Raw genomic sequence first — 20,100 nt, forward strand, 5'->3', positions numbered from 1 at the left:
CAAGGTATTACGCGATGCGAGCGTTGCTGCCGAGGTTGCCGTCGAGCAGCGCCGCACCGAGGGTGGTCACCTCGTGCCGCATGGCATTGCGGTGCCGCCAGCTGTCGATCAGCCCGGCCTCACGCAGGATCGATGCGTGCTCGCTCGCCGTGGCGGGCGAAACCCCCAGTCGGCGAGCGAGTTCGGTGGTGCTGCACCCCTCGGCGATCACCTGTAGCGCGGCCGCGCGGGTGCGGCCGAGCAGTGCGGTCAGGGCCTCGTTGGTCGCGCGCGGACCCCACGCGGCGGTGAAATCGTTGATGTCGCGCAGGGCCGGGACGATCAACGTCATCGGCGCGTCCTTGTCCACCAGGGACATCAGCGTGAGTGGCTGGGGCCAGGCGAACAAGGACGGGATGATGACCAGCCCCCGGCCGTCGAGGTGCTCATCGTGGGTGCAATCGAGTTGGCGGTGGATTTCGAGCACCGGCGCGCGCCAGCTCACGTACGGGTGCAGGTCGGCGAACATCCGTTCCACGCCTTCGGTGGCGAGCGTGCGCGCCATCCGCTCGGCGGTCTGTTCGAGATAGGTCTGGATGTGCGACCAGCGTCCGGCGAACGCCACCGAATGGAACGCCTCGACGGCGTCGGCGACATTGCGGCGCGCGGTGCCATCGCGATCCGACAGCTCGGCCGTCCATGCGGGAAGGGGCGGTTGCCCTTCCCGCGCCCGGCTGCGGACGACGCTGTCCAACTCCAGCCGCAGTTCGTCGCGGGAGGCCAGGTGCAACGCCTCGATGCCCGCGGATATCGACCGGGCACCCCGGGTCGGCGTGATCAGATCGAGAAACGAATCGTCGGCGGGCAAGATGTCGGCGAGCACACCGAAGTTGGCCGGAATGGCGCCGCGCACCTGGCTGCGCCAGCCCGCGAAACCGGCGACGTTTCTACGCTGCACCACCCGGGTGGCCAGCATTGTCTCCGCGATGGCGCCGAGCGGGGCGCCGATGCGGATGCGCAGCAGATCGTCTGGCGTGCAATAGATCCGCTTCATCCGCGGCCACCTCGCGTGCGCTGGGCAATGGACGAACCACCCGCGCCGCTGCCCCACGCCGCGCCGACTCGATACCGCGTCACGGCGCCTCCGATCACCTAGAACCTCGCCACCGTACCGCGATGAGCGGGTCCAGTCCCAGTAAAAGGTCCTCGGCATTCGAGGGAATCGGCAACTCCTTCGCTACCGGCTCGTCTCGCCGCGACCACATCGTTGCCAACCATTGCTGCCCCCATTTCCATTCCGCCGCCACACCGTCGGCCATCCGGGCCACGATCATCGCGACGCCGCCTTCGGCCTGCACCGCTCCGTCTTTCAGCATCTTCGCACTCCTCGTTGTCACTGTTCAGAGCCTATGAAGGCGGAGGTGGTGCGGTCACCATGATTCGGTTCAGGCCGAAACACCCAGCAATCGACGGGAACGGCCGAACCTCGCGCAGGTGAACCGGCACGGAATCATCCGCGGTCGGCGACACTCGACTTCGTGACGATCGACTACTCCGCCCAGGTGCGCGCCTGGCTCGAACCACGGGCCGACGAGATGGCCGAATTGCTGGCCACTCTCGTGGCGCACGAGACGGAGAATCCGCCCGGTCGGGGCCTGCGTGACTGTGCCCGTGCGTTGAACGCCGCAATGGCGGGCCTGGGCTTTGGCGGCGAGATCATCGGTGTGCCCGCGGTAGACGCGCAGGAGGATCCGTGCATCGTCCGAGCGACAGTCGGTGACGGCGCGAAAACCCTATATTTCCATGGGCATTTCGATGTCGTCCCGGTCCAGGATCGCGAGCAGTTCACCGCTCGGCGGGTGGACGGCAGGATCATCGGGCGGGGCACCGCCGACATGAAGGGCGGGATCGTCAGCATGCTGTACGGCGCCGCCGCGGCAAGGGAACTCGGGTTGCTCGGCGACGGCAAGATCGTCGTCCACCTCGTGTGTGACGAGGAGACCGGCAGTGTCGCGGGGTCGGGTTACCTGCGGCAGCACGGTCTGATCGATCCGGCCGCGGTCGCCATGGTCACCGCCGAGCCGAGCGCGGGGCGGATCTGGCACGCCGCGCGCGGGGCGGTGAGCCTGCGGGTCACTGTGCACGGCCGCGAGGCGCATGTCGGGCAGGCGAACTTCGGCATCAACTCGTTCGAGCACATGGTGCGGATCGCGGCACCGCTGGAGAAGTACGTCCGCACGATGATGGACAAACACACCGCGTTCGCGATGGACAGCAACGATGCGCGCGGATCGATGGTCGTCGTCGGTGGGCTGTCCGGCGGCGGGTCGAACTTCAACGTGGTCCCCGGCACGACCTGGTTCACGATCGACAGCCGGTTCAATCCCGAGGAAGACCTCGAGGTCGAGCTGAAGAACCTGACCACGATCATCGAGACCGCCGCCGACGGCATCGGCGCCGAGGTGACCGTCGAACTGACCCAGTTCCAGCCGTCGGCGAGCACCGATCCGGATCATCCGGCGGGACAGGCGCTGGCCCAATGCATCTCGCAGGTGACGGGCGTGCAACCCGCCTTCGAGATGTGCGCGGGCATCCTCGACACCCGCTGGTACGCCCAACTCGACATCCCCGCCTTCGCCTACGGCGCCGGGCGCCTCGACGTCTCCCATGGGCCGAACGAGTACGTCGGTGAGGATGAGATGCGGGCGGCCGCAGCGGTTTACGCCCTCTATGCGCGGGAGTTGTTGCGGTGATGCTGGGCAGTTCTTGCCCGGTCAGGTCGCATTTCGCCCGGAAACCCGGTGGCTCGACGGTAGCCGTGCGATAGTTAACTTTCGGCTTCCCTTGCGTTTTCCTCCGAGTGGCGGGAGAACATGTGTGGATCGGAATCGAACTCTTCGTACGCACGATTGTCGGCGGTTTGTTCATCGCCGCCGGTTTCGCCAAGCTTTCCGCGACCACCCGCTGGCGGCAGGACTGGCTGGCGTCCTATGAGCTAGTCCCGGGAGTGCTCATCGGGCCGATCGCGTGGGCGGTGCCGATCGTCGAGGCTATCGTCGGAATCTGTTTGGTACTAGGCGCTTTCGGTCGCGTGAGCGTGCTGGCGGCGGCCGCGATCCTGGTGGCCGTGACGGTGGCCGTGATCAGTGCGCTGATGCGTCGCTTGCAGGTCTCCTGCGGATGTTTCGGGACGCTCGGCGAGCTCATCTCGTGGCGGATCGTCGTCCGCAACCTGGTGCTCATCGCCTCGCTCGCCGGGCTGGCCAGGCACGGCCTCACCGCAACCATCACGATGTTCGGCGCATCGACGCAAACCTTGGCCGTCACTGCGCTGTTCGCGGTCGTCGCATTGTTGTCCTGGCGGCAGCACCACCCCCGGTCGGCTCGGGACACCGAACGTGTTCCGGTAGCGGCCATTCGACCCGATGCCCCTCGAGCGGAGACGCCACCACAATGACCAATTCCCGGCGGTCCTTTCTCCAGCGCACCGGTCTCGGAGTGGTTGGTGGCGCCGTCGCCACCACACTCGCCGCGATCTTTCCCGAGTTCGCCCATGCCGCCGCACCAGCATCGACGCTGTGCGGTGGCAGTACCGGCAATGCGCCGTGCGCCGCGAGATGTAAATGCAACGGCTACAAAGACGGCAAATGCATGAAGCTGAACGGCGGCGTGCTTGCCTGCTGGTGCACTGACGACCACGCGGAGTGGCACACCGCACCGAGTACCTGCCGCTGAGCTGACCGAGCAGACGTTCTCGTCACCCGCCGATCCGCACGAGTCGGAATTCCCGCCAGTCGTTGACCTGGTCGGCGGGCGGCTCGGGCCATAGTGGAGTGATGGGCAACGAGACGACGGTCGCGGCGGTGTTCGAACCCTTGGCGCGGGCCGCGCTCGGGTCACAGACCGCGGTGCGGTTCGAGTTCTGGGACGGCAGCTCGATCGAACCCGAGGGGGCGAGCGCGGGGACGATCCGCATCAACTCCAAGGACGCGCTGAGCCATATGGTTTGGGCGCCAGGCGAACTCGGTATCGGGCGGGCGTTCGTGTCCGGCCTGGTCGACCTGGACGGGGACATCTTCAAGATCCTTCGGTCGCTGGCGACGACGGCGCCCGGTGATGCGAAACTCGGCCTCCCCGCGGCCTGGCAGGCCATCGGTGCGGCCAGGCAGCTCGGCGCGCTCGGGCGCCGTCCGGAGCTGCCGCCGGAAGAGGCGCGCCCCCAGCGCGGACCGTTGCACACCAAGCGACGGGACGCGGTGGCGATCAGTCATCACTACGACGTCGGGAACGACTTCTATCGGCTGGTGCTGGGCGAGAGCATGACGTACTCGTGTGCGCGGTTCGTCGCAGACAGCGATGACGGCAAGGTCGGTGCGAACGGCACTGTCTCGTTGGAGGATGCGCAGCGGGCCAAGCATGACCTGATCTGCCGCAAGCTCGATCTGCGGCCCGGGATGCGACTGTTGGATGTCGGCTGCGGCTGGGGATCGATGGCGATCCACGCGGCTGCGACCTACGGCGTGCAGGTGGTCGGCGTGACGATCAGCAGCGCGCAGATCGAGCTGGCCCGCAAGCGGGTCGCCGACGCGGGGCTGTCCGCGAACGTCGAGATCCGGCTGGCCGACTATCGCGATCTGCGGGGCGAGCAGTTCGACGCCATCTCATCTATCGGCATGTTCGAGCATGTCGGCACCAAGCGGGCCGCGGCGTACTTCGAGACCTTGCGTGCCCTGCTCCGACCCGAGGGCCGACTACTCAACCACGCGATCTCCTCCGCGGGCGGGTCCGTGATGGGCAGTCGCTCCTTCGTCGGCCGCTACGTCTTTCCGGACGGTGAGCTGGTCGATGTCGGCGAGGTCGCGTTGGCGATGCAGCGGGCCGGATTCGAGGTGCGCGACGTCGAGGCGCTGCGCGAGCACTACGCGCTGACGCTGCGCAACTGGGTCGCCAATCTGGAAGGTGCTTGGGATCAAGCGGTTTCGCTCGCCAGCGAAGGGCGGGCCCGGATCTGGCGGCTCTACATGGCGGCCTCGGCGTTGGGTTTCGAGGACGGCGGGCTCGGGCTGCACCAGGTGCTCGGTGTGGTGCCGGATCCGCAGGGGCGCACCGGAATGCCGGGGACCCGGCGCGCGTGGATGTGAGCGCCGGGCCCAGCGGGTTCAGGAGCGGGTGCGCACCGGTTCGCCGCGGTACCTGGACTGTCCGCCGTTGATGCGCAGCAGCCGCCAGGTCAGCTTCGCCACCGGGTTCATCAGTCCGATGTCGGTCGCGAGCATCCGGGCCTCACCGAAGAAGTCGCGACGACGAGCGCGCGCTTCGGCACTGCGCCAGAACAACTCTCGGCGAATGCGCAGCGGAATGTCGAACGCGTGGAACAGCGAACGCGGCGGCTTCACGATCAGGTCGCAGGCGATGAACATGATGATGGGGTAGGCCAGCGACAGCGTGCTGCGCTGCACGAATCCCAGCTTCGGGACCCGCTGCCGCAGGTACTCGTGCGCGAAGGCGATGTGGCGCGCCTCCTCGGCGATGTGGATCCGCATCACGTCACGCATGATCGGGTGCACGTTCTCGCCCGCGCGCAACACCGACTTCTGCACGTGATCGATCGGCTCCTCGCCCGCGAGCACGGCGACGAAGAAGGTGGTCGGGAAGAACCGTCCGAGCAGCGGCACCAGCGGTCCGACCGTCTTCATGAATCGGCTCATGCCGGGCACGTCCAGGCCGATCCGATTCACCATCTCCTGGAACATCAAGGTGTGGTTGACCTCTTCGGCGACCTCGTGGTTGAGGTACCGGAATTCACCGGATCCGTTGGGCACCACGGCGAACAGATAGTTCATCACGCCGCCGATCAGCACCTCTTCGAACTGCAGCCCCACCTTCGCGACGTTGGCCTGCCGCCACATCCCGATCTCGATCTTGCGCGCCTCCGGCAACGCCAGGTACCAGGGGTGCGCGCCGAGCGGATCACTGTCCGCGGGCAGAATCCAGCGCGGATCGTTCGGTACTACCGCCCATTCGGGTGCATCCCAATCGATCTCGGTATACGGGTCGAAGTGCTTGTTCACCGACCCTTCGGAGAGCGTCGTCAGGATTCCCGCATACGCGCTCTGCGCCGCGGTCCGAGACGGCGCCGTTGCCGACTTTGTAGCCATGACGTCTACCTCATATCCAGTCGAGGTTAATGTGACACATGTTTACAGTAACAGTCTGTCTCACTCAGATCTAGACCGGAAACCAACCGAGTGGCATAATCAATTATTGATCTAGGTAATTTTTTGATTAGCGGTTGACCTCGGGAGGCATGGAGTGGCACTGCGGCACGCGGTACTGGCGGCTCTACTCGGCAACGAGCTGTCCGGATATCAGCTGGCGAAGCTGTTCGACGTCAACATCTCGAACTACTGGCACGCACTGCCCCAGCAGCTCTACACCGAGTTGGCCAAGCTCGAATCGGCCGGTTTGGTGGTGGGACGCGAAGTGGTGCAACGCGGTCGGCCCAACAAGCGGGTGTACACGCTCACCGAGGCGGGCACGGCCGAGATGTCCGCGTTCATCGCGGGCCCGAGCAAGCCGTCCGCGATACGCGACGATCTGCTCGTCAAGATGCAGGCGGCCGAGGCGGGCGATACCGGGCGACTGATCGAGCAGCTCGAGGACCGGGCGGCCGAAGCCAGGGGCAAGATCGAGCAATTCGAGCGGCGGTTGAGCCGGGCCCGCGGCGACCTCGACGAGGACACCTTTCTGGCCCGAAGTCCTTGGGTAGGGCCATATCTCGTCGGATTGCGCGGCAGGGCCTTCGAGCAGGAAGCCCTCGACTGGTGCAAGCGGAGCGCGGACGTCCTGCGGGCACGATCGCAGAGCTCGGCGACATCGCAAGCGCGGAAGGAACATTGATGGGCACCGAGATCGGCCGAATCGCCGCTCCCCTCCCGCCGTGTCCCGACGGGCACACCGCGTTCGAATCGGCGTGGCCGGTGCGGCTGGCCGACACCGATACCGAACAACGGCTGCGGCTCGACGCAATCGCCCGCTACGCAATGGATCTCGGCTACGAACACCTACAGGCCGTCGACGACGGCGACCTGCATCCCGCATGGCTGGTGTCGCGCACCGTGATCGACGTGCTCCACCCGATCGAGTTCGGTGACCGCGTACAGCTACGCCGCTGGCCATCCGCCCTCTCGAACCGCTGGTTCACCGCTCGCATCCAAATCCGAAGCGAGCAAGGCGGTTTGGCGGAGGTCGAACAGTTCCTGATCAATGTCGACCCGGTCGCGGGCAGACCCGCCCGAATGACCGACCGCTTCATGGCATCGATGCTGGCCGTCACCACCGACCACCGCCTGCGCTGGAAACCAGCCCTGCAACAGATCACCGACACCACCCCCTCCCCCACCCCGTTCCCACTACGCGTCGCGGACTTCGACCGCTACGGCCACGTCAACAACGCCATCCACTGGCAAGCCGTCGAAGAAGGACTCGCCAACCACCCGACCGCCCACACCACCCCCTACCGCGCCATCGTCGAACACGTCGGCGCGATCACCGTCGGCAACGAAGTCATGCTGCGCACTCACGCCACCGACTCGGCGGTGCGGTTACAACTCGAAGTAGACGGCACCCCACGAACCCTCGCCCAGGTCACGCCCATCAACTGACTGGCTGGAACAGATCGGATTGCCCGGGTGTTGCTTAGACGGGGGTCGAGACGAGACAGAGGGATGAACGTGCGGGTCGAGATTTGGACCGATATCAACTGTCCGTTCTGCTACCTGGGCAAGGAGCGGTTCGGACAGGCGCTGGCGGAGTTCGCGCACGGCGACGACGTCGAGGTGGTGCATCGCTCGTTCGAGTTGGATCCGAGCCTGGCCGCCGACGAGTCGGGTCCGGTGATCACGAAGATCGCGCAGAAATACGGGATCAGCGAGGCGCAGGCCGCGGCCAACGAGCGAGGTATCGGGGCGCAGGCGGCCGAGCTCGGGCTGCCGTATGTGACCGAAGGGCGCGACTACGGCAGCTCCTTCGACATGCATCGGCTGCTGCACTTCGCGCTGGCGCAGGGTAAGCAGGAGGAGCTGCTCGACGCGCTCTATCGCGGGAACTTCGCGGAGGCGGAGTCGCTGTTCGCCGATCATGAGCGCCTAGTACGGCTCGCGGTCGATGCGGGACTCGACGAGTCCGGCGTGCGTGCGGTGCTCGCCGATCCGAACGCCTATGCCGACGCGGTGCGGGCCGATGAGCAGGAAGCGGCGCAGCTCGGGGCGACCGGCGTTCCGTTCTTCGTGATCGACCGCAAGTACGGCGTCTCCGGCGCGCAGCCGGTTTCGGTGTTCGCCCAGGCTCTCGATCAGGCGTGGGGCGATCGCGCGCCCGTTATCCAGACGATCGGTGGCGGGGATGCGTGCGGTCCGGACGGCTGTGAGCTGCCTGCGCGCGATTGACCTGTCCGACCGGCATATCCGACGAAAATGCCCCTGATCGGTAGTTACCGATCAGGGGCATTTGCCGTCTGCTTACGCGCAGTTACTCGGCGCGGGCCTGCCTGCGAATCGACCGTCGAGCCAGTTCAGCATCGAGGGGAAGCCGATGACAGCGGTGGTCAGGTGGTCCGGCGAGGGGAAGAGTTCGGATTCCACCCGCACCCCCGCACGGCAGTAGCGGTTGACCGTGTTCGCGATCGCGTCCAGCGGGATCAGGTTGTCCTGCGGGGAATGCCATTCGAAGATCGGCGCATCGGGCACACCGCCGTAAAGCTCGACGCTGTTCTCGTCCGCCACCTCCCAGGCCTTCGGATCGTGAGCCATCACATTGTCTTTCGCGTAATCGTCGAAGCTGTGCCCGACACCACGCGCGATCAGGTCATTGGTGCAGCTGTTGGCGATGTCCCTGGCTGCGGCCCGCCCGCGCTCACTCAGGGCGTCGGTGACCGGCAGCCGGTCCGGGTACTCCCGCTCCAAGCCGAGCACGGCGGCGAAGCCGAGGCCGAATGCCGGGTGCTGGTTGTGCCCGATGGCCCAGCCCATCGTCTGCAGGTTCATCGGGACACCACCCTCGGCGGCGCCGACGATGTTCAGCTCCGGCGCGTACTTCGGCGCGAGCGCGGCGGCCCAAGCAGTCGCCATGCCGCCACCGGAGTAACCGGCCAATGCCACCGGGCTCTTCCCGAGGCTGAGCTGCGACAGTCGCTGTGCGGCACGGACACCGTCGAGCGTGATCTGGCCACCCAATCTCGCTGCGCCGTAAGCACTCTTCGGGCCGAGGTGATCGGGCAGCGCGACAGACCAGCCGCGCAGCAGCGCGACGTTCAGCGCCGGCGCGAACGGGACGATGAAGTTCGTGTCGTTGGCGTAGAGCCCGTGCGAGATCGCGCACTGGGTGCCGAGCCCGTTGATGATGTGCTGGAACGACAGCAGCGGCGCGTCCGCGCGGTGACCGACCGGGGTCAGCACCGTGGTGGTTGCCGCGATCGGCTGACCCTGGGAGTTGGTCGAGCGGAACTTGATCAGGGTGACCGAGGCGCCGGGGAAGTAGAACAGCGGCGGCATCGGGCGGCTGTCCAGCACGTCACCGTTGGCCTTGCTGCCGATATCGGCCGGCGCGGCGTAGAACGGGTCCGGGTCCGGGTTCGGCCAGATCGGCTGGGCGTTAGCGGTGACCGTGCCGCCGGAAACCATGGCGGCGCTGATCGTCAGCGCGCCGAAGGCGGCGAGGATCGGTCTGAGTTTCGTGCCACCGGTTGCCAACCGAAAAAGTCGTCTACCCACTGGGCTATACCTCCACTGCATCGCGAGAATTTTCAGGTGATCCGGTGAGCTGCATTTCACGTGCGCGAAACGACAATAATCGTCGAACGGCCGCTTGTCGCGTCCGTGCCGGTGCGAAAGTGTCGTAGATTACATGCAGTTCTTAATACGAATTAAAGTTGCGCTACGCTCGTAATGACGACAACGCGCGGCAAGCCGTTGCTGCGGGCACTTAGCCTGCTGGCCAGGGGTTTTGATCCGCGTTCGTCATCGAACTCGCAATCTGAGACCTTGGCGAAAAGGATCTGTCGGCGCTGTGTAGACCGACTTGAAATCGTTTGTAGTTTTCCTTAAATGATTTTCCGAGGATTATCGGTGATTATCCGAACGTAGCACGCTCCCGAGTTGGCTATCCCGTTGCTGTCGTCGGGTCAGCGTAATGGCGAGGGCGATGACGGTCTATCCGTGCGCTTATCGACGCGAAGAATTCACGTTGCCCTAACGAGGTGCTCCGGCGGAATTCACTGCGCGTGGGTCACGCACGCACGGCCGCCCGTCGAAGGGGCCATGCGCGACCCGTCGCTGGTCGATAGCCGGAGCCGCACCCCTGTGCGGCAGACCACCGAGAGCGGGAATAATGAACGCCTACCCCACGATTGGACTCGATCATGACCAGCGCTGACTTGTTGATCGATGCCTTCGGCCGTGTCCAGGAGAACGTGCACGGAGCCGTGTCCGGCCTGACCCGCGACGAACTGGCAGTCCAGCTGGAGCCCGGCGCCAACTCGATCGCCTGGCTGATCTGGCATCTGACCCGCGTGCAAGACGACCACATCGCCGACGTCGCGGACATCGAACAGGCGTGGACGGCGGCGGGCTGGGCCGAGCGCTTCGGCCTGCCGTTCGACGACACCGCAACCGGCTACGGCAACAACCAGGACGAGGTGGCCCAACTCGGTGCGGTGTCCGCCGATCTACTCCTCGGCTACTACGACGCCGTGCACGAACAGACCATCAAATACGTCTCCGGCCTTACCGACGCCGACCTCCCCCGCGTCGTCGATACCCGCTGGAATCCCCCCGTCACCCTCGCCGTCCGCCTGATCAGCGTCGTCGACGACGACATCCAGCACTCCGGCCAGGCCGCCTTCATCCGCGGAGTCCTGCTGCGCCGCAGGTAAACCCACACAGGTACCCAATTCAGGGTCATCCCTGACAGCGGGTGCGTGACGGATCCGCTCGGCGGGACCCGCCGCGCACCGAACGCGACGGCCAGCGGCCCCGACTCCTCTTAGCGGGGTGTCGGTGGCCAGTTCTTGAGAACGGCGTCTAGCGCATCGAGCGCTCTGGACCAGGAGTCCTCGACATTACGTGGGTGGCTGTCGTAGCGGCCCGTTGTTTCAAGGGTCACGTATCCGTAGAAGGTGCCGTGCAGTAGGCGGATCGCGTCGGTTTGGTCGGGCTCGGCCAGGTCGTAGCCGCGCAGGATCGCGCGGGTCATCTCGGCGTGCCGCATGGCCGCGCTGGCGGTGGCCGTCGCGGGGTCGAGGTCTAGTTGCGTCGCGGCGTAGCGGCCCGGGTGCTTCTTCGCGTAGTCCCGGTAGGCGTTGGCGAAGGCGACCAGCGCGTCCTTGCCCGCGCGACCCGCCAGCGCGTGCGCGACCTTGTCGGCGAGTTCGGCCAGCGCCAGGACCGCCACCTTGACCCGCAGGTCGCGGGCATTTTCCAGGCGTGAGTACAGGCTCGCGTCCTTGACGCCGAGCCTGCGGGCCAGCGCCGAGACGGTCACGTTGTCGAAGCCGACCTCGTCGGCCAGCTCGGCTGCCGCCTGGATCAGGCTCTCGTCCGTCAGCCTTGCGCGTGCCATGCAGTTCTCCTCATTCCATGTAGGCCTAACTCATTTGCCTAATGTCTCTAGGTAGTTTAGCGTATCGACTTGTTAAATCAGCTAGCGAGTACGATTGAGGGGAGACCTCCACCATGAACGCATCGGTTTCCCATACCGCGCGCCCGACCGAGTTCGGCCGGGTCTTCCCGCCCGACGAGAGCTGGCTGGCCCGGCAGCCGCAGGAGCAGATCCTGCGGCCCGAGTTGCCCATCGTCGACCCGCATCATCACCTCTGGTACCACCCCGGATTCCGTTATCTCCTAGCGGAATTCGCGGCGGACACGGGCAGTGGGCACAACGTGATCGCGACGGTGCACGCCGAGGCGATGTCGGCCTACCGCACCGAGGGACCGACGGAATTGCGGCCGGTCGGCGAGACGGAGTTCGTCGCGAACCTGGCCGCGGCCAGCGATGCGGCCGGCGGGCCCACCAAGGTGGCCGCCGGAATCATCGGGCGGGCCGACTTCGCCCTCGGCGCCGACATTGTCGACAACGTCATCGAGCACCACATCACCGCTGGTGCAGGTCGATTCCGGGGCCTTCGGTTCGGGGCGAGCTGGGATGCGAGCGAGGAGATCAAGCTCAGCCATCCCGGCAACCGTCCGCACATGCTCGCCGAACCGGCCATCCGGGACTGCGCCCGCGTGGTCGCCGACCGTGACCTGACGCTCGACTTGTGGATCCTGTCCCCTCAGCTCGCCGACGCCGCCGAGTTGGCCGACGCGATCCCCGAGCTGCGGATGGTGCTGAACCATTGCGGCGCGCCGCTCGGCTTCGGCCCCTACGCCACCGACCGCGCCGAACACTTCGCGACTTGGGCGCGCGGCATCCGGGAGGCGGCCGAACGGCCGAACGTCGTCTGCAAGCTCGGCGGCATCCTCGCCACAGCAGCCGCCTTCGACTACCGCACCGAGGCGACCCCGCCGACCTCGGAAGAGCTTGCCGCCCTGTGGCATCCGTGGTTCGACACCTGCATCGACGCCTTCGGTCCGGACCGGTGCATGTTCGAAAGCAACTTCCCGGTGGACAAAATGGGAACTCGATACGCGACGCTGTGGAACACCTTCAAGCGGCTCGCTTCCGGCGCCTCGGAAACCGAACTGGCCTCGATGTTCTCGGAAACGGCCCGCCGAACATATCGGCTGGCGCACTGACCTCCGCGACCTCACTAAGGAACACCCCAATGACCAACTGGATCACCACCCCCATCGAATCCCCCATCCTGCGTGGCGCCCTCGATCTCGAACGCACCGCGCACGGCGTGCTGCCGCACCGGCTGCCCGCCTGGGCTCGCAAGCAGTTCCCCGACGACTATCTGGCGATGGTCGAAGCCCAGCCGACCGGCGTCCGGGTCGTCTTCCGGACCAGCGCGACCGTCATCGAGCTGGACGTGCTGCCGACGCGGACCGTCTACCAGGGCGCCCCGACACCGCCGGACGGCGTGTACGAACTGCTGGTCGACGGTCGGCACGCGGGTCGGGCCAGCGTGCCCGGCGGCACCCGGCACATCGTCGACATGGCCACCCAGTCCAAGGTCGCCGAGCAGGGGTCGGTCGGCACCGTCCGATTCACCGACCTGTCGGCCGAGCCGAAGGACATCGAAATCTGGCTGCCGCACACCGAAATCACCGAGCTGGTCGGCCTGCGCACCGACGCGCCGGTCGAGGTGACACCGGACCGCGGCCGCAGAACGTGGCTGCACCATGGCAGTTCGATCAGCCACGGCGCCAACGCCGATGTCCCGACGGCGACCTGGCCCGCGGTGGCGGCCGCGCGGGGCGGGGTCGAGCTGATCAACCTGAGTCTGCGGGGCAACAGCCTGCTCGATCCGTTCGTCGCGCGCACCATTCGCGACACCCCGGCGGATCTGATCAGCCTGAAGATCGGCATCAATATCGTCAACACCGATGTCATGCGGCTGCGCGCCTTCGGACCGGCGGTGCACGGCTTCCTCGACACCATCAGGGAGGGACACCCGAGCACACCGCTGTTGGTCGTCTCCCCCATTCTCTGCCCGATCCACGAGGACACCCCCGGTCCGGGTGCCCTCGAATTCGACGGCACGAGAGTGAGTTTCCGCGCGACCGGCGATCCAGCCGACCGCGCGGCCGGACGACTGACCCTCAACGTCATCCGGGACGAACTCACCCGTATCACCAAGCAGCGCGCGGCCGACGATGCGAACCTGCACTACCTCGACGGTCGGTCGCTGTACGGCGAAGCGGATTTCGTCGAGCTGCCGCTGCCAGACCAGCTCCATCCGGACCCCGCCACCCACCGCCGCATCGGAGATCGCTTCGCCGACTTGGCATTCGGTGACGCCGGACTGTTCACTGCCTGAGCTGATCGGGCAAGCTGCCACCGGCCGGAATCACCCCTGGGTGGTTCCGACCGGTACGGTGGCGAATGCTGCTGCCGAACAAAGGCGCGTCGCGTTGTCAGTTATGCCAAATGTGTTGCGACGCTTAAGCAAATGAAGCTGCGCTGACGTTTGTCGGCCAATGGTGACAAAGACAATAGGATGGCAACCGACCTGTGTTGTCGTGGTCACTTCGCGGACAGATGGTGGGTCTGGACTGATTCGCAGAAAGGGGTCCAGCTTATGCGCCGCAAGCCTGTCGTCTGGATGACCATTGCCGCGATTCTCGCCGGAGCGCTCACCGCGCCCAGCGCTGCGGGCGAGCCGAACAATCCAGGGTCGCGGCCGCCGTATCCCGTCTCCTACCTGTTCAACGATGCGGTGGACGCCGAGGCGGACCACCCCGGTGCGGCGCCGCTCGGCGCCAACGACTGGACGTGCAAACCCAGTGCGCTGCACCCGAATCCGATCGTGCTGGTGCACGGCGGGCCGGAGACCGTGCGGCTGGACTGGGGCGCACTGTCCCCGCTGCTCGCGAACAACGGCTACTGCGTGTACTCCCTGACCTACGGTTCGATCCCCGGCATGCCCGCACCGCTCGGCGCACTCGGCGGACTGTTGCCGATCGAGCAGAGCGCGCAGCAGGTCCGCGACTTTATCATCAAGGTGCGGGCAGCAACCGGTGCGCAAAGCGTCGATATCGTCGCGCATTCGGAAGGCAGCCTGGTCACCGACTACTACGCCAAGTTCCTCGGTGGCGCGAACAAGATCGATCGTTTCATCTCGATCGGCCCCGGCTGGAACGGCACCAACTCGCTGGGGTTCGCGGCGCTCTTCGCCGCGCTTGCCGCCAGACTGCGACTGACGCCCGCGCTGGGCGCCGTCGTCGACCCGGTCTGCGCCGCCTGCTTGCAGATTCAGACCGGCTCGGAGTTCCTGCGCAAGCTGAGCGCCAGTGGCCCAACGGTTCCCGGCGTCACCTACACCAACATCGTCACCAGCCACGACGAATTCGTGGTGCCGTACACCAGCGGGATCGTGCAGAGTCCCAGCGTCACCAATCACGTCGTGCAGGACTACTGCCCCGGCGATCTGACCGACCATCTGCTGCTGCCCTACGACAAGGTGGTGGCTCAGCTCGTACTCAACGCGCTGGATCCGAGCACTGCCGCCTACCCCACCTGCATCAGCACGCCGCCGAACAGCTGAGTTCCGCGAACTACGCAGCACAGCAACACAACTCACCGCCCGTCGCACCGAAACACCTGGTGCGGCGGGCTTTGTGATCGAGCCACGTGCCACCGGCACTACCGACGGCACGGACACGATGAAATCCGCTGACCGCCGCTCACGTTGTCAGCGGACAAAAAGGCGCCGCCGGACTCCTCGTTGAGTCCGGCGGCACCGCTAGTGAGGAGTGCTACCAGCCGCCCTTACCGGCGAGCTGTCCGAGGAGCTTGTCGAAGTCCTTACTCCACGCATCCCACGGCGAATCGCCGCCGGTGTTCGAAGCGTTGTTCCACGGGTCCCAGGAGGAATCGCCCCAGGGATCCCAGGAGTCGCCACCATTGTTGGAATCGGAGCCGTCGCCCCACGGATCCCACGGAGTATTGTCGCCATTGTCCGAATTGTCATCGGAACCGTCGCCCCACGGGTCGCCCGACGAATCGTCGCCATTGTCCGAACCGTCACCCCACGGGTTCCACGGATCCCAAGGCGAACCGCCACCCGGCTTGCCCGGCTTATCGCCGCCGCCCGGTTTGCCCGGCTTATCGCCGCCGTCGCCGGGCTTGCCCGGCTTATTGTCGCCGCCGTCCGAAGGCTTACCCGGCTTATCCGGCTTACCGGGCTCGGCGGGCTTCTCGTCGCCCTGCCGGTTGGAAGTACCGAAGTCCTGCGTCCAGTAGGCGGTGCCGTTTCCGCCCTTGGCGTAGCCGACACCGATGTCCTTGAGCCCGCAGTTCAGGATGTTCGCGCGGTGGCCCGCGCTGTTCATCCACGAGTTGACCACCTCGGACGCGCTGCGCTGACCAGCGGCGATGTTCTCCGCCCAGGTCTGCGCCTTGTAACCCGCGGCGCTGATTCGGTCGCCCGGATCGCCCTTCGAGGAGTTGTGGTCCATGAAGCCGCCGGCGGCCATATCTTCCGAATGGCCTTGCGCGGCTTGGGTAAGATGGCTTTCCGCTTTCAGCGGCGCACAACCCGCTTTGGCGCGTTCATTATTGGTGAGGCTGACCACCTCGTCGGCGGCGGATTGCGATTGCGGCGCGGCCATGGCGGCCGGGGCGCCGGCAACGGCGCAGATGGCGATGGCCGAAGCGCCTACAGCGGTGGAAAAAGACAGCATTGTAGCCGGGGAGAAACGCACAATTTCCTTCGAGAGTTGTCGAGCTTATAGAACAAATGCAGGGTCAGCCGACCGTGGTCGGGCCGAGCGCCAGCGGGCGCCAATCCGCGTCGGCGTCGGGAATGACGACGGCGTCGGCGACGGTGCTGGTGTCGGAGTCGGCTTCGGTGTCCGTGTAGGTGTAGGTGTAGGTATCAATGTCGGTGTCGGAGTCGACATCTGCGTCCGCGTCGACGTCGGTGTCAACGTCGGCGTCGGCGTCGGCGTCGGTGTCAACGTCGGCGTCGGCGTCGGCGTCGGCTTCGGCTTCGGTGTCGTCGACATCGGCGTCGGTTTCGACATCGGTGTCGGCGTCGGCAGTGTTGTCGACGTCGGTGTAGCCGGCGTTGTGGCCGACAACGTTGGCAGCTCGCCCGGCGGGTGCCGGGGCCTCGTGCCGAGCCTGCGGGCTCGGCGCGTTGCCACTGGTGATCAGCTGGATCAGGCCTTTCGCCAGTACCGGCCCGACCTGCTTGGCCAGGTCCTCCAGTACCGCGCGCAGCGGTGCGGGCAACGCCGCGCTGCCGGTGGCGAGCGAATCCACCAGGTTGGCAAGCGGTGCCGCGGTGCTCGGCTTATCGGCGCCGCCCGGCTTGGCGGACCGGTCCGGCTTCGCATTCCCGCCCATGGCGGTCGGTCGATCAGCGCGGCGCAACGGCGGCTCGGCCGCGACCGGCGCGATGCGGTCCGGGCGGGCCTGGTGCTGGTAGGAGACGGGCAGCACCGTGGCCGGCGCCTGCTTCGGCGGCGCGACCCACACTCCGTCACCCGAGGTGGTGGTGGAGTTCGTGTCGTCCGCGATCGCCTGCCCCGCACCGCCGTTCGCCGAGACAGCCAGGCCGATCAGCGTCGCCGTCGAGAGCATCGCCAAACGGGCAGGGACGACATTGTTTCTCGGCGCGCTGTGCTTCCCCATGACTGCCTTCCTTCGAAAGATCGATCGCTGGCGAAGCCGACAGCCCACCGCTTGGTACGACCTGGTTCGAACTTGCCGGTCGGGAGCCGTTCGACCGCCGCTCTGCGGTCAAGTACGCGGCACTTCGGGCTGTCGGCTTCCATTCGGAAGCGTAGAACTCGGCCGGTGTGACGAACAAGCAGAACGGACATTCTTACATCGAATCAAGATGCGATTAACTGTGGCACGATGACTGATAACGGCCAGATCACACACGGCGCGTCAGCAGATCACCGCAGCATCACAGTACAGCCACACGCGATCTAGTTCGACGCCTCGTCACGGACCGTGATTGACGCCGGGGTTATGAGTTACGAATGGCCTCGGGTCACTGTTGTTAGGCCAGCTAAAGTCATGTCAGTTTTATCTTGAATCAGCACCTAACCAAGGCCATTTGTGGTCAAAATGGGTGCGTGACATGCATCCTGCGACCGCGAAGGAAGGTCACGCGCCCTCACTTGGCGAGTGACCGTTTCCCAAGGTCGATCCCCAGGTCGAGGCTCGAACGAGTTATGCAGTTGAAGTTACAAGGTGATCTGGGCAACAGGAAGGTTTAGCTTGGCGTAACGTTTGACGTAACGATCGCCGCAGTAGATACTGCTTGCACACAAGTCGGCGTAACACCCCGAATGCGGTCTTTCAGACTCTCTCCACAATTCGCGGATGAACGCACAGTTAACGAAAGAATGTGATGTGTTTGCCGGTCCGTGTCGACCGGCAGGTGCCATGACTCGGTGACGGAATGCTCACTTAATTTTCAGTGATGGACCGAAGGTGCTGCAGATGAGCCGACGGCTCGATACAAAGGTTGCCGATGTCTGATTATCCCTTGCTAACTTCCAATACGATCACGCTCCGCCAGTTCGATTACTTTGTGAACGCGGTGCAACTCGGCTCGCTCTCGGCCGCCGCACGGCGGTTCGGAATAACGCCGTCCGCGATGTCGCAGCAGATCGACGCGTTGGAGTCCTCGCTCGGCCGGAAGGTGTTCGATCCGCGGTCACGCAGGTCGAGGCTCACCAAGTTCGGTCGCGAGTTCTTCGCGCAGGCCTCGGATGTCGTCGAGTCCGCCCGCCAGGCGATGGCCATGGGGCAGACGTTCGGCGACGGCGTGATGACCGTCGGCACGACGCCGACCATCGCCCAGAAGCTGTTGCCGCCGCTCATCTATCGGATGCGGCACGAACGCAATATCGACAGCATCGAGGTCCGGTCGTTCACCGACATCCGCGAGCTCAACGCGACTCTGGAAGAGGGCGCCCTCGACGTCGCCGTCGGACCGTTGGAGCAGTCCAGCTCGCGGGTCGTACACTGCTTCGGCGAGGAAGAACTCGTCGTCGTCTGCCATCCCAGCCAGCGCAGCAGCTTCGACGGCTCGTGGAAGCAGCTGGTCGAGGCGCCGTGGATCCGCTGCGGCGCGAATTCCGATCTCACCGACACCGTTTCGCGCGAGGCGGGCCGAGCGGGCGTGCATGTCCGTTTCGCCGTCCGCGCACCTGACGTGACCACCGCGCTGAGCCTGGTGGAACACGGTGTCGGCGTCGCGCTGGTGCCGAAGATGGCACTGCACGGATCGGCCCGGCTGCTGTCGATCATTCGACTGTCCCGTCCGATTCGCCGGGAATTGACGGTGCACGCGCGCGACAAGTCACTGCACGTGGAGAAGTTCCTCGAGGTCATCAGCGACTCGGAACTCGTCCGAAAGTTCGGGGCCGCAGGACTGCTGGAGATCCGGCGACCGGAACCCGAAGTGGCGCAACGTACCCCGGTGCCGGTCGGCCCGCTGCCCTCCTGACGAAAAGTCGATCCCGCAGCGCCGCAACTGAATTCAGTTCGCGCCCGGTGAGCGCCGCACGATAGCGGCGCTCATCGGGCGGCGGACGTTACGCGGTCAGCTGCAGTCGCATCTGCAGCAGTTCTTCCACGTGATAGATCTCGGTGATCCGGCCGTCGACGACCCGGACGATGTCGGTACCGGTCAGCGAGACCGGTCGCCCGCTGGCGGCCAACCCGAACGCGTCGCCGGTGTGCACGGCTGTCATCCGCCAGTGATTGACCACCCAACCGCCCGGCAGTTCCTCTTGGAACACGATTTCGTGACGAGTATCGCTGAACCCATTGCGCACCTCGCCGACGAGAAACCGCATGCCTTCGATCCCCGTCGATGTCCCGGGCACCGGATTGTGATCGATCACGTCGGGCGCGAAAACCTCGTCGACCCCGGCGACATCCCCGGTGTCATACAGCAGGTAGTTGCGGGTGGCGACCGCGCGAGCCTGGCTGATGGTCGTGGTCATTGCTTCTCCCTTGGTTGGCGTTGTAGCTGGTACACGCCTATAGTTCCCTTGAGGAATCAGTTACCTCAAATGAACTAATGGAGAAATGATGAGTGAGCTACCTCACCCGCTGCCGGAATGCCCGATCGCGCGGTTCCTCGTCGTTCTCGACGGACCATGGGCGACCCTCATCGTGCGGGAACTGCTCGACGGCCCGAAACGCTTCACCGCACTGCGCGCCGGGCTGCCCGGCATCAGCCCCAAAACCCTGTCCGCGCGGTTGCAGCGATTCGAACTCACCGGGCTGGTCACCCGCACCGCGTACGCCGAAGTGCCACCGCGGGTGGAATATCAACTCACCCCGGCCGGACAACGCCTCGAATCGGTACTGGCCAGCATGGCCGACTGGGCCGAAAACGACCTTCCTTACGTGGCCACACCGGCTCCGGCGACAGCGTGAAAGTCGTTCCGCGAGAGCGATAACCGGACAAACGGGTCAGGCCCCGCC

At 65.7% G+C, this 20,100-nt stretch carries 21 protein-coding genes; 13 read left to right on the top strand and 8 right to left on the bottom strand.

The window, feature by feature from the left end; all coding sequences use genetic code 11:
• Positions 1 to 7: 7 nt before the first annotated feature.
• Together ACQPW1_RS38615 and ACQPW1_RS38620 are read right to left on the bottom strand one after the other, a co-directional pair.
• Positions 8 to 1,033 (bottom strand): ArsR/SmtB family transcription factor, encoded by a 1,026-nt coding sequence (locus tag ACQPW1_RS38615; RefSeq protein ID WP_433657646.1) that lies wholly within the window; start codon positions 1,031 to 1,033, stop codon positions 8 to 10.
• 94 nt (positions 1,034 to 1,127) lie between these two features.
• Entirely contained in the window at positions 1,128 to 1,355 is a 228-nt protein-coding gene (locus ACQPW1_RS38620; protein ID WP_433657648.1) for a hypothetical protein, read from the bottom strand.
• A 162-nt stretch (positions 1,356 to 1,517) separates the two neighbouring features.
• Between ACQPW1_RS38620 and ACQPW1_RS38625 the strand changes: the two genes are divergently transcribed.
• The 4 genes from ACQPW1_RS38625 (at position 1,518) to ACQPW1_RS38640 (ending at position 5,120) form a co-directional block, all read left to right on the top strand.
• A complete protein-coding gene (locus ACQPW1_RS38625; protein ID WP_433657650.1) occupies positions 1,518 to 2,732 on the top strand; it encodes an ArgE/DapE family deacylase in 1,215 nt (404 codons plus the stop codon).
• A 122-nt stretch (positions 2,733 to 2,854) separates the two neighbouring features.
• Positions 2,855 to 3,436 carry a MauE/DoxX family redox-associated membrane protein gene (locus ACQPW1_RS38630; protein ID WP_433657652.1) on the top strand — a complete coding sequence of 194 codons (582 nt, stop codon included), beginning with the start codon at positions 2,855 to 2,857 and terminating at the stop codon, positions 3,434 to 3,436.
• Positions 3,433 to 3,714, top strand: a complete 282-nt coding sequence (locus tag ACQPW1_RS38635) for a twin-arginine translocation signal domain-containing protein (RefSeq protein WP_433657654.1) — start codon at positions 3,433 to 3,435, stop codon at positions 3,712 to 3,714. The genes ACQPW1_RS38630 and ACQPW1_RS38635 overlap by 4 nt, the downstream gene beginning before the upstream one ends.
• Positions 3,715 to 3,815: 101 nt before the next feature.
• On the top strand, positions 3,816 to 5,120 hold the full coding sequence (locus ACQPW1_RS38640; RefSeq protein ID WP_433657656.1) for a class I SAM-dependent methyltransferase: 1,305 nt from the start codon (positions 3,816 to 3,818) through the stop codon (positions 5,118 to 5,120).
• Positions 5,121 to 5,138: 18 nt separating this feature from the next.
• Here ACQPW1_RS38640 and ACQPW1_RS38645 read toward each other — a convergent pair whose 3' ends face one another.
• Positions 5,139 to 6,137 (bottom strand): AurF N-oxygenase family protein, encoded by a 999-nt coding sequence (locus ACQPW1_RS38645; RefSeq protein ID WP_433657658.1) that lies wholly within the window; start codon positions 6,135 to 6,137, stop codon positions 5,139 to 5,141.
• Between the two features lie 154 nt (positions 6,138 to 6,291).
• Here ACQPW1_RS38645 and ACQPW1_RS38650 point away from each other — a divergent pair, with 154 nt between their 5' ends.
• From ACQPW1_RS38650 to ACQPW1_RS38660, 3 genes are all read left to right on the top strand, one after another.
• Positions 6,292 to 6,879 carry a PadR family transcriptional regulator gene (locus ACQPW1_RS38650; protein ID WP_433657660.1) on the top strand — a complete coding sequence of 196 codons (588 nt, stop codon included), beginning with the start codon at positions 6,292 to 6,294 and terminating at the stop codon, positions 6,877 to 6,879.
• Positions 6,879 to 7,643, top strand: coding sequence for an acyl-[acyl-carrier-protein] thioesterase (locus ACQPW1_RS38655; protein WP_433657662.1), 765 nt, complete (start codon positions 6,879 to 6,881; stop codon positions 7,641 to 7,643). Before ACQPW1_RS38650 ends, ACQPW1_RS38655 begins: the two co-directional genes overlap by 1 nt.
• Before the next feature lie 63 nt (positions 7,644 to 7,706).
• Positions 7,707 to 8,426 carry a DsbA family oxidoreductase gene (locus tag ACQPW1_RS38660; protein ID WP_433657664.1) on the top strand — a complete coding sequence of 240 codons (720 nt, stop codon included), beginning with the start codon at positions 7,707 to 7,709 and terminating at the stop codon, positions 8,424 to 8,426.
• Between the two features lie 72 nt (positions 8,427 to 8,498).
• Here the strand turns inward: ACQPW1_RS38660 and ACQPW1_RS38665 are convergent, their stop codons facing one another.
• Complete coding sequence (locus tag ACQPW1_RS38665) at positions 8,499 to 9,749, bottom strand: lipase family protein (protein WP_433657666.1); 1,251 nt, start codon at positions 9,747 to 9,749, stop codon at positions 8,499 to 8,501.
• 647 nt (positions 9,750 to 10,396) lie between these two features.
• Between ACQPW1_RS38665 and ACQPW1_RS38670 the strand changes: the two genes are divergently transcribed.
• A complete protein-coding gene (locus ACQPW1_RS38670) occupies positions 10,397 to 10,909 on the top strand; it encodes a mycothiol transferase (protein WP_433657667.1) in 513 nt (170 codons plus the stop codon).
• Positions 10,910 to 11,019: 110 nt separating this feature from the next.
• Here the strand turns inward: ACQPW1_RS38670 and ACQPW1_RS38675 are convergent, their stop codons facing one another.
• The gene (locus ACQPW1_RS38675; protein ID WP_433657669.1) at positions 11,020 to 11,595 is read right to left on the bottom strand and encodes a TetR/AcrR family transcriptional regulator; all 576 of its coding nucleotides are present in this window, start codon (positions 11,593 to 11,595) and stop codon (positions 11,020 to 11,022) included.
• 113 nt (positions 11,596 to 11,708) lie between these two features.
• Between ACQPW1_RS38675 and ACQPW1_RS38680 the strand changes: the two genes are divergently transcribed.
• The 3 genes from ACQPW1_RS38680 (at position 11,709) to ACQPW1_RS38690 (ending at position 15,184) form a co-directional block, all read left to right on the top strand.
• Positions 11,709 to 12,770, top strand: a complete 1,062-nt coding sequence (locus ACQPW1_RS38680; RefSeq protein WP_433657671.1) for an amidohydrolase family protein — start codon at positions 11,709 to 11,711, stop codon at positions 12,768 to 12,770.
• A 29-nt stretch (positions 12,771 to 12,799) separates the two neighbouring features.
• A complete protein-coding gene (locus ACQPW1_RS38685) occupies positions 12,800 to 13,957 on the top strand; it encodes a GDSL-type esterase/lipase family protein (RefSeq protein ID WP_433657673.1) in 1,158 nt (385 codons plus the stop codon).
• 261 nt (positions 13,958 to 14,218) lie between these two features.
• A complete protein-coding gene (locus ACQPW1_RS38690) occupies positions 14,219 to 15,184 on the top strand; it encodes a lipase family alpha/beta hydrolase (protein WP_433657675.1) in 966 nt (321 codons plus the stop codon).
• A gap of 211 nt (positions 15,185 to 15,395) precedes the next feature.
• Here the strand turns inward: ACQPW1_RS38690 and ACQPW1_RS38695 are convergent, their stop codons facing one another.
• Positions 15,396 to 16,343, bottom strand: coding sequence for a CAP domain-containing protein (locus ACQPW1_RS38695; protein WP_433657677.1), 948 nt, complete (start codon positions 16,341 to 16,343; stop codon positions 15,396 to 15,398).
• Between the two features lie 43 nt (positions 16,344 to 16,386).
• Positions 16,387 to 17,277 (bottom strand): hypothetical protein, encoded by an 891-nt coding sequence (locus tag ACQPW1_RS38700; RefSeq protein WP_433657679.1) that lies wholly within the window; start codon positions 17,275 to 17,277, stop codon positions 16,387 to 16,389.
• Between the two features lie 853 nt (positions 17,278 to 18,130).
• On the opposite strand from ACQPW1_RS38700, the gene ACQPW1_RS38705 reads away from it, so the two are divergent.
• Positions 18,131 to 19,111 carry a LysR family transcriptional regulator gene (locus ACQPW1_RS38705; protein WP_433657681.1) on the top strand — a complete coding sequence of 327 codons (981 nt, stop codon included), beginning with the start codon at positions 18,131 to 18,133 and terminating at the stop codon, positions 19,109 to 19,111.
• A gap of 88 nt (positions 19,112 to 19,199) precedes the next feature.
• Here ACQPW1_RS38705 and ACQPW1_RS38710 read toward each other — a convergent pair whose 3' ends face one another.
• Positions 19,200 to 19,613, bottom strand: coding sequence for an ester cyclase (locus tag ACQPW1_RS38710; RefSeq protein ID WP_433657682.1), 414 nt, complete (start codon positions 19,611 to 19,613; stop codon positions 19,200 to 19,202).
• An 88-nt stretch (positions 19,614 to 19,701) separates the two neighbouring features.
• Here ACQPW1_RS38710 and ACQPW1_RS38715 point away from each other — a divergent pair, with 88 nt between their 5' ends.
• Positions 19,702 to 20,052 carry a winged helix-turn-helix transcriptional regulator gene (locus ACQPW1_RS38715; protein ID WP_433657684.1) on the top strand — a complete coding sequence of 117 codons (351 nt, stop codon included), beginning with the start codon at positions 19,702 to 19,704 and terminating at the stop codon, positions 20,050 to 20,052.
• Positions 20,053 to 20,100: the final 48 nt, after the last annotated feature.

The organism is Nocardia sp. CA-128927, from assembly GCF_050955855.1.
Classification (GTDB): domain Bacteria; phylum Actinomycetota; class Actinomycetes; order Mycobacteriales; family Mycobacteriaceae; genus Nocardia.

What these genes read in the sequence shown, in the direction of transcription:
- ACQPW1_RS38635 (WP_433657654.1), top strand. Translation starts at nt 3,433, where the DNA reads ATGACCAATTCCCGGCGGTCCTTTCTCCAGCGCACCGGTCTCGGAGTG.
- ACQPW1_RS38715 (WP_433657684.1), top strand. Translation starts at nt 19,702, where the DNA reads ATGAGTGAGCTACCTCACCCGCTGCCGGAATGCCCGATCGCGCGGTTC.
- ACQPW1_RS38680 (WP_433657671.1), top strand. Translation starts at nt 11,709, where the DNA reads ATGAACGCATCGGTTTCCCATACCGCGCGCCCGACCGAGTTCGGCCGG.
- ACQPW1_RS38620 (WP_433657648.1), bottom strand. Translation starts at nt 1,355, where the DNA reads ATGCTGAAAGACGGAGCGGTGCAGGCCGAAGGCGGCGTCGCGATGATC.
- ACQPW1_RS38640 (WP_433657656.1), top strand. Translation starts at nt 3,816, where the DNA reads ATGGGCAACGAGACGACGGTCGCGGCGGTGTTCGAACCCTTGGCGCGG.
- ACQPW1_RS38615 (WP_433657646.1), bottom strand. Translation starts at nt 1,033, where the DNA reads ATGAAGCGGATCTATTGCACGCCAGACGATCTGCTGCGCATCCGCATC.
- ACQPW1_RS38710 (WP_433657682.1), bottom strand. Translation starts at nt 19,613, where the DNA reads ATGACCACGACCATCAGCCAGGCTCGCGCGGTCGCCACCCGCAACTAC.
- ACQPW1_RS38670 (WP_433657667.1), top strand. Translation starts at nt 10,397, where the DNA reads ATGACCAGCGCTGACTTGTTGATCGATGCCTTCGGCCGTGTCCAGGAG.
- ACQPW1_RS38655 (WP_433657662.1), top strand. Translation starts at nt 6,879, where the DNA reads ATGGGCACCGAGATCGGCCGAATCGCCGCTCCCCTCCCGCCGTGTCCC.
- ACQPW1_RS38645 (WP_433657658.1), bottom strand. Translation starts at nt 6,137, where the DNA reads ATGGCTACAAAGTCGGCAACGGCGCCGTCTCGGACCGCGGCGCAGAGC.
- ACQPW1_RS38685 (WP_433657673.1), top strand. Translation starts at nt 12,800, where the DNA reads ATGACCAACTGGATCACCACCCCCATCGAATCCCCCATCCTGCGTGGC.
- ACQPW1_RS38660 (WP_433657664.1), top strand. Translation starts at nt 7,707, where the DNA reads ATGAACGTGCGGGTCGAGATTTGGACCGATATCAACTGTCCGTTCTGC.
- ACQPW1_RS38705 (WP_433657681.1), top strand. Translation starts at nt 18,131, where the DNA reads ATGTCTGATTATCCCTTGCTAACTTCCAATACGATCACGCTCCGCCAG.
- ACQPW1_RS38700 (WP_433657679.1), bottom strand. Translation starts at nt 17,277, where the DNA reads ATGGGGAAGCACAGCGCGCCGAGAAACAATGTCGTCCCTGCCCGTTTG.
- ACQPW1_RS38690 (WP_433657675.1), top strand. Translation starts at nt 14,219, where the DNA reads ATGCGCCGCAAGCCTGTCGTCTGGATGACCATTGCCGCGATTCTCGCC.
- ACQPW1_RS38675 (WP_433657669.1), bottom strand. Translation starts at nt 11,595, where the DNA reads ATGGCACGCGCAAGGCTGACGGACGAGAGCCTGATCCAGGCGGCAGCC.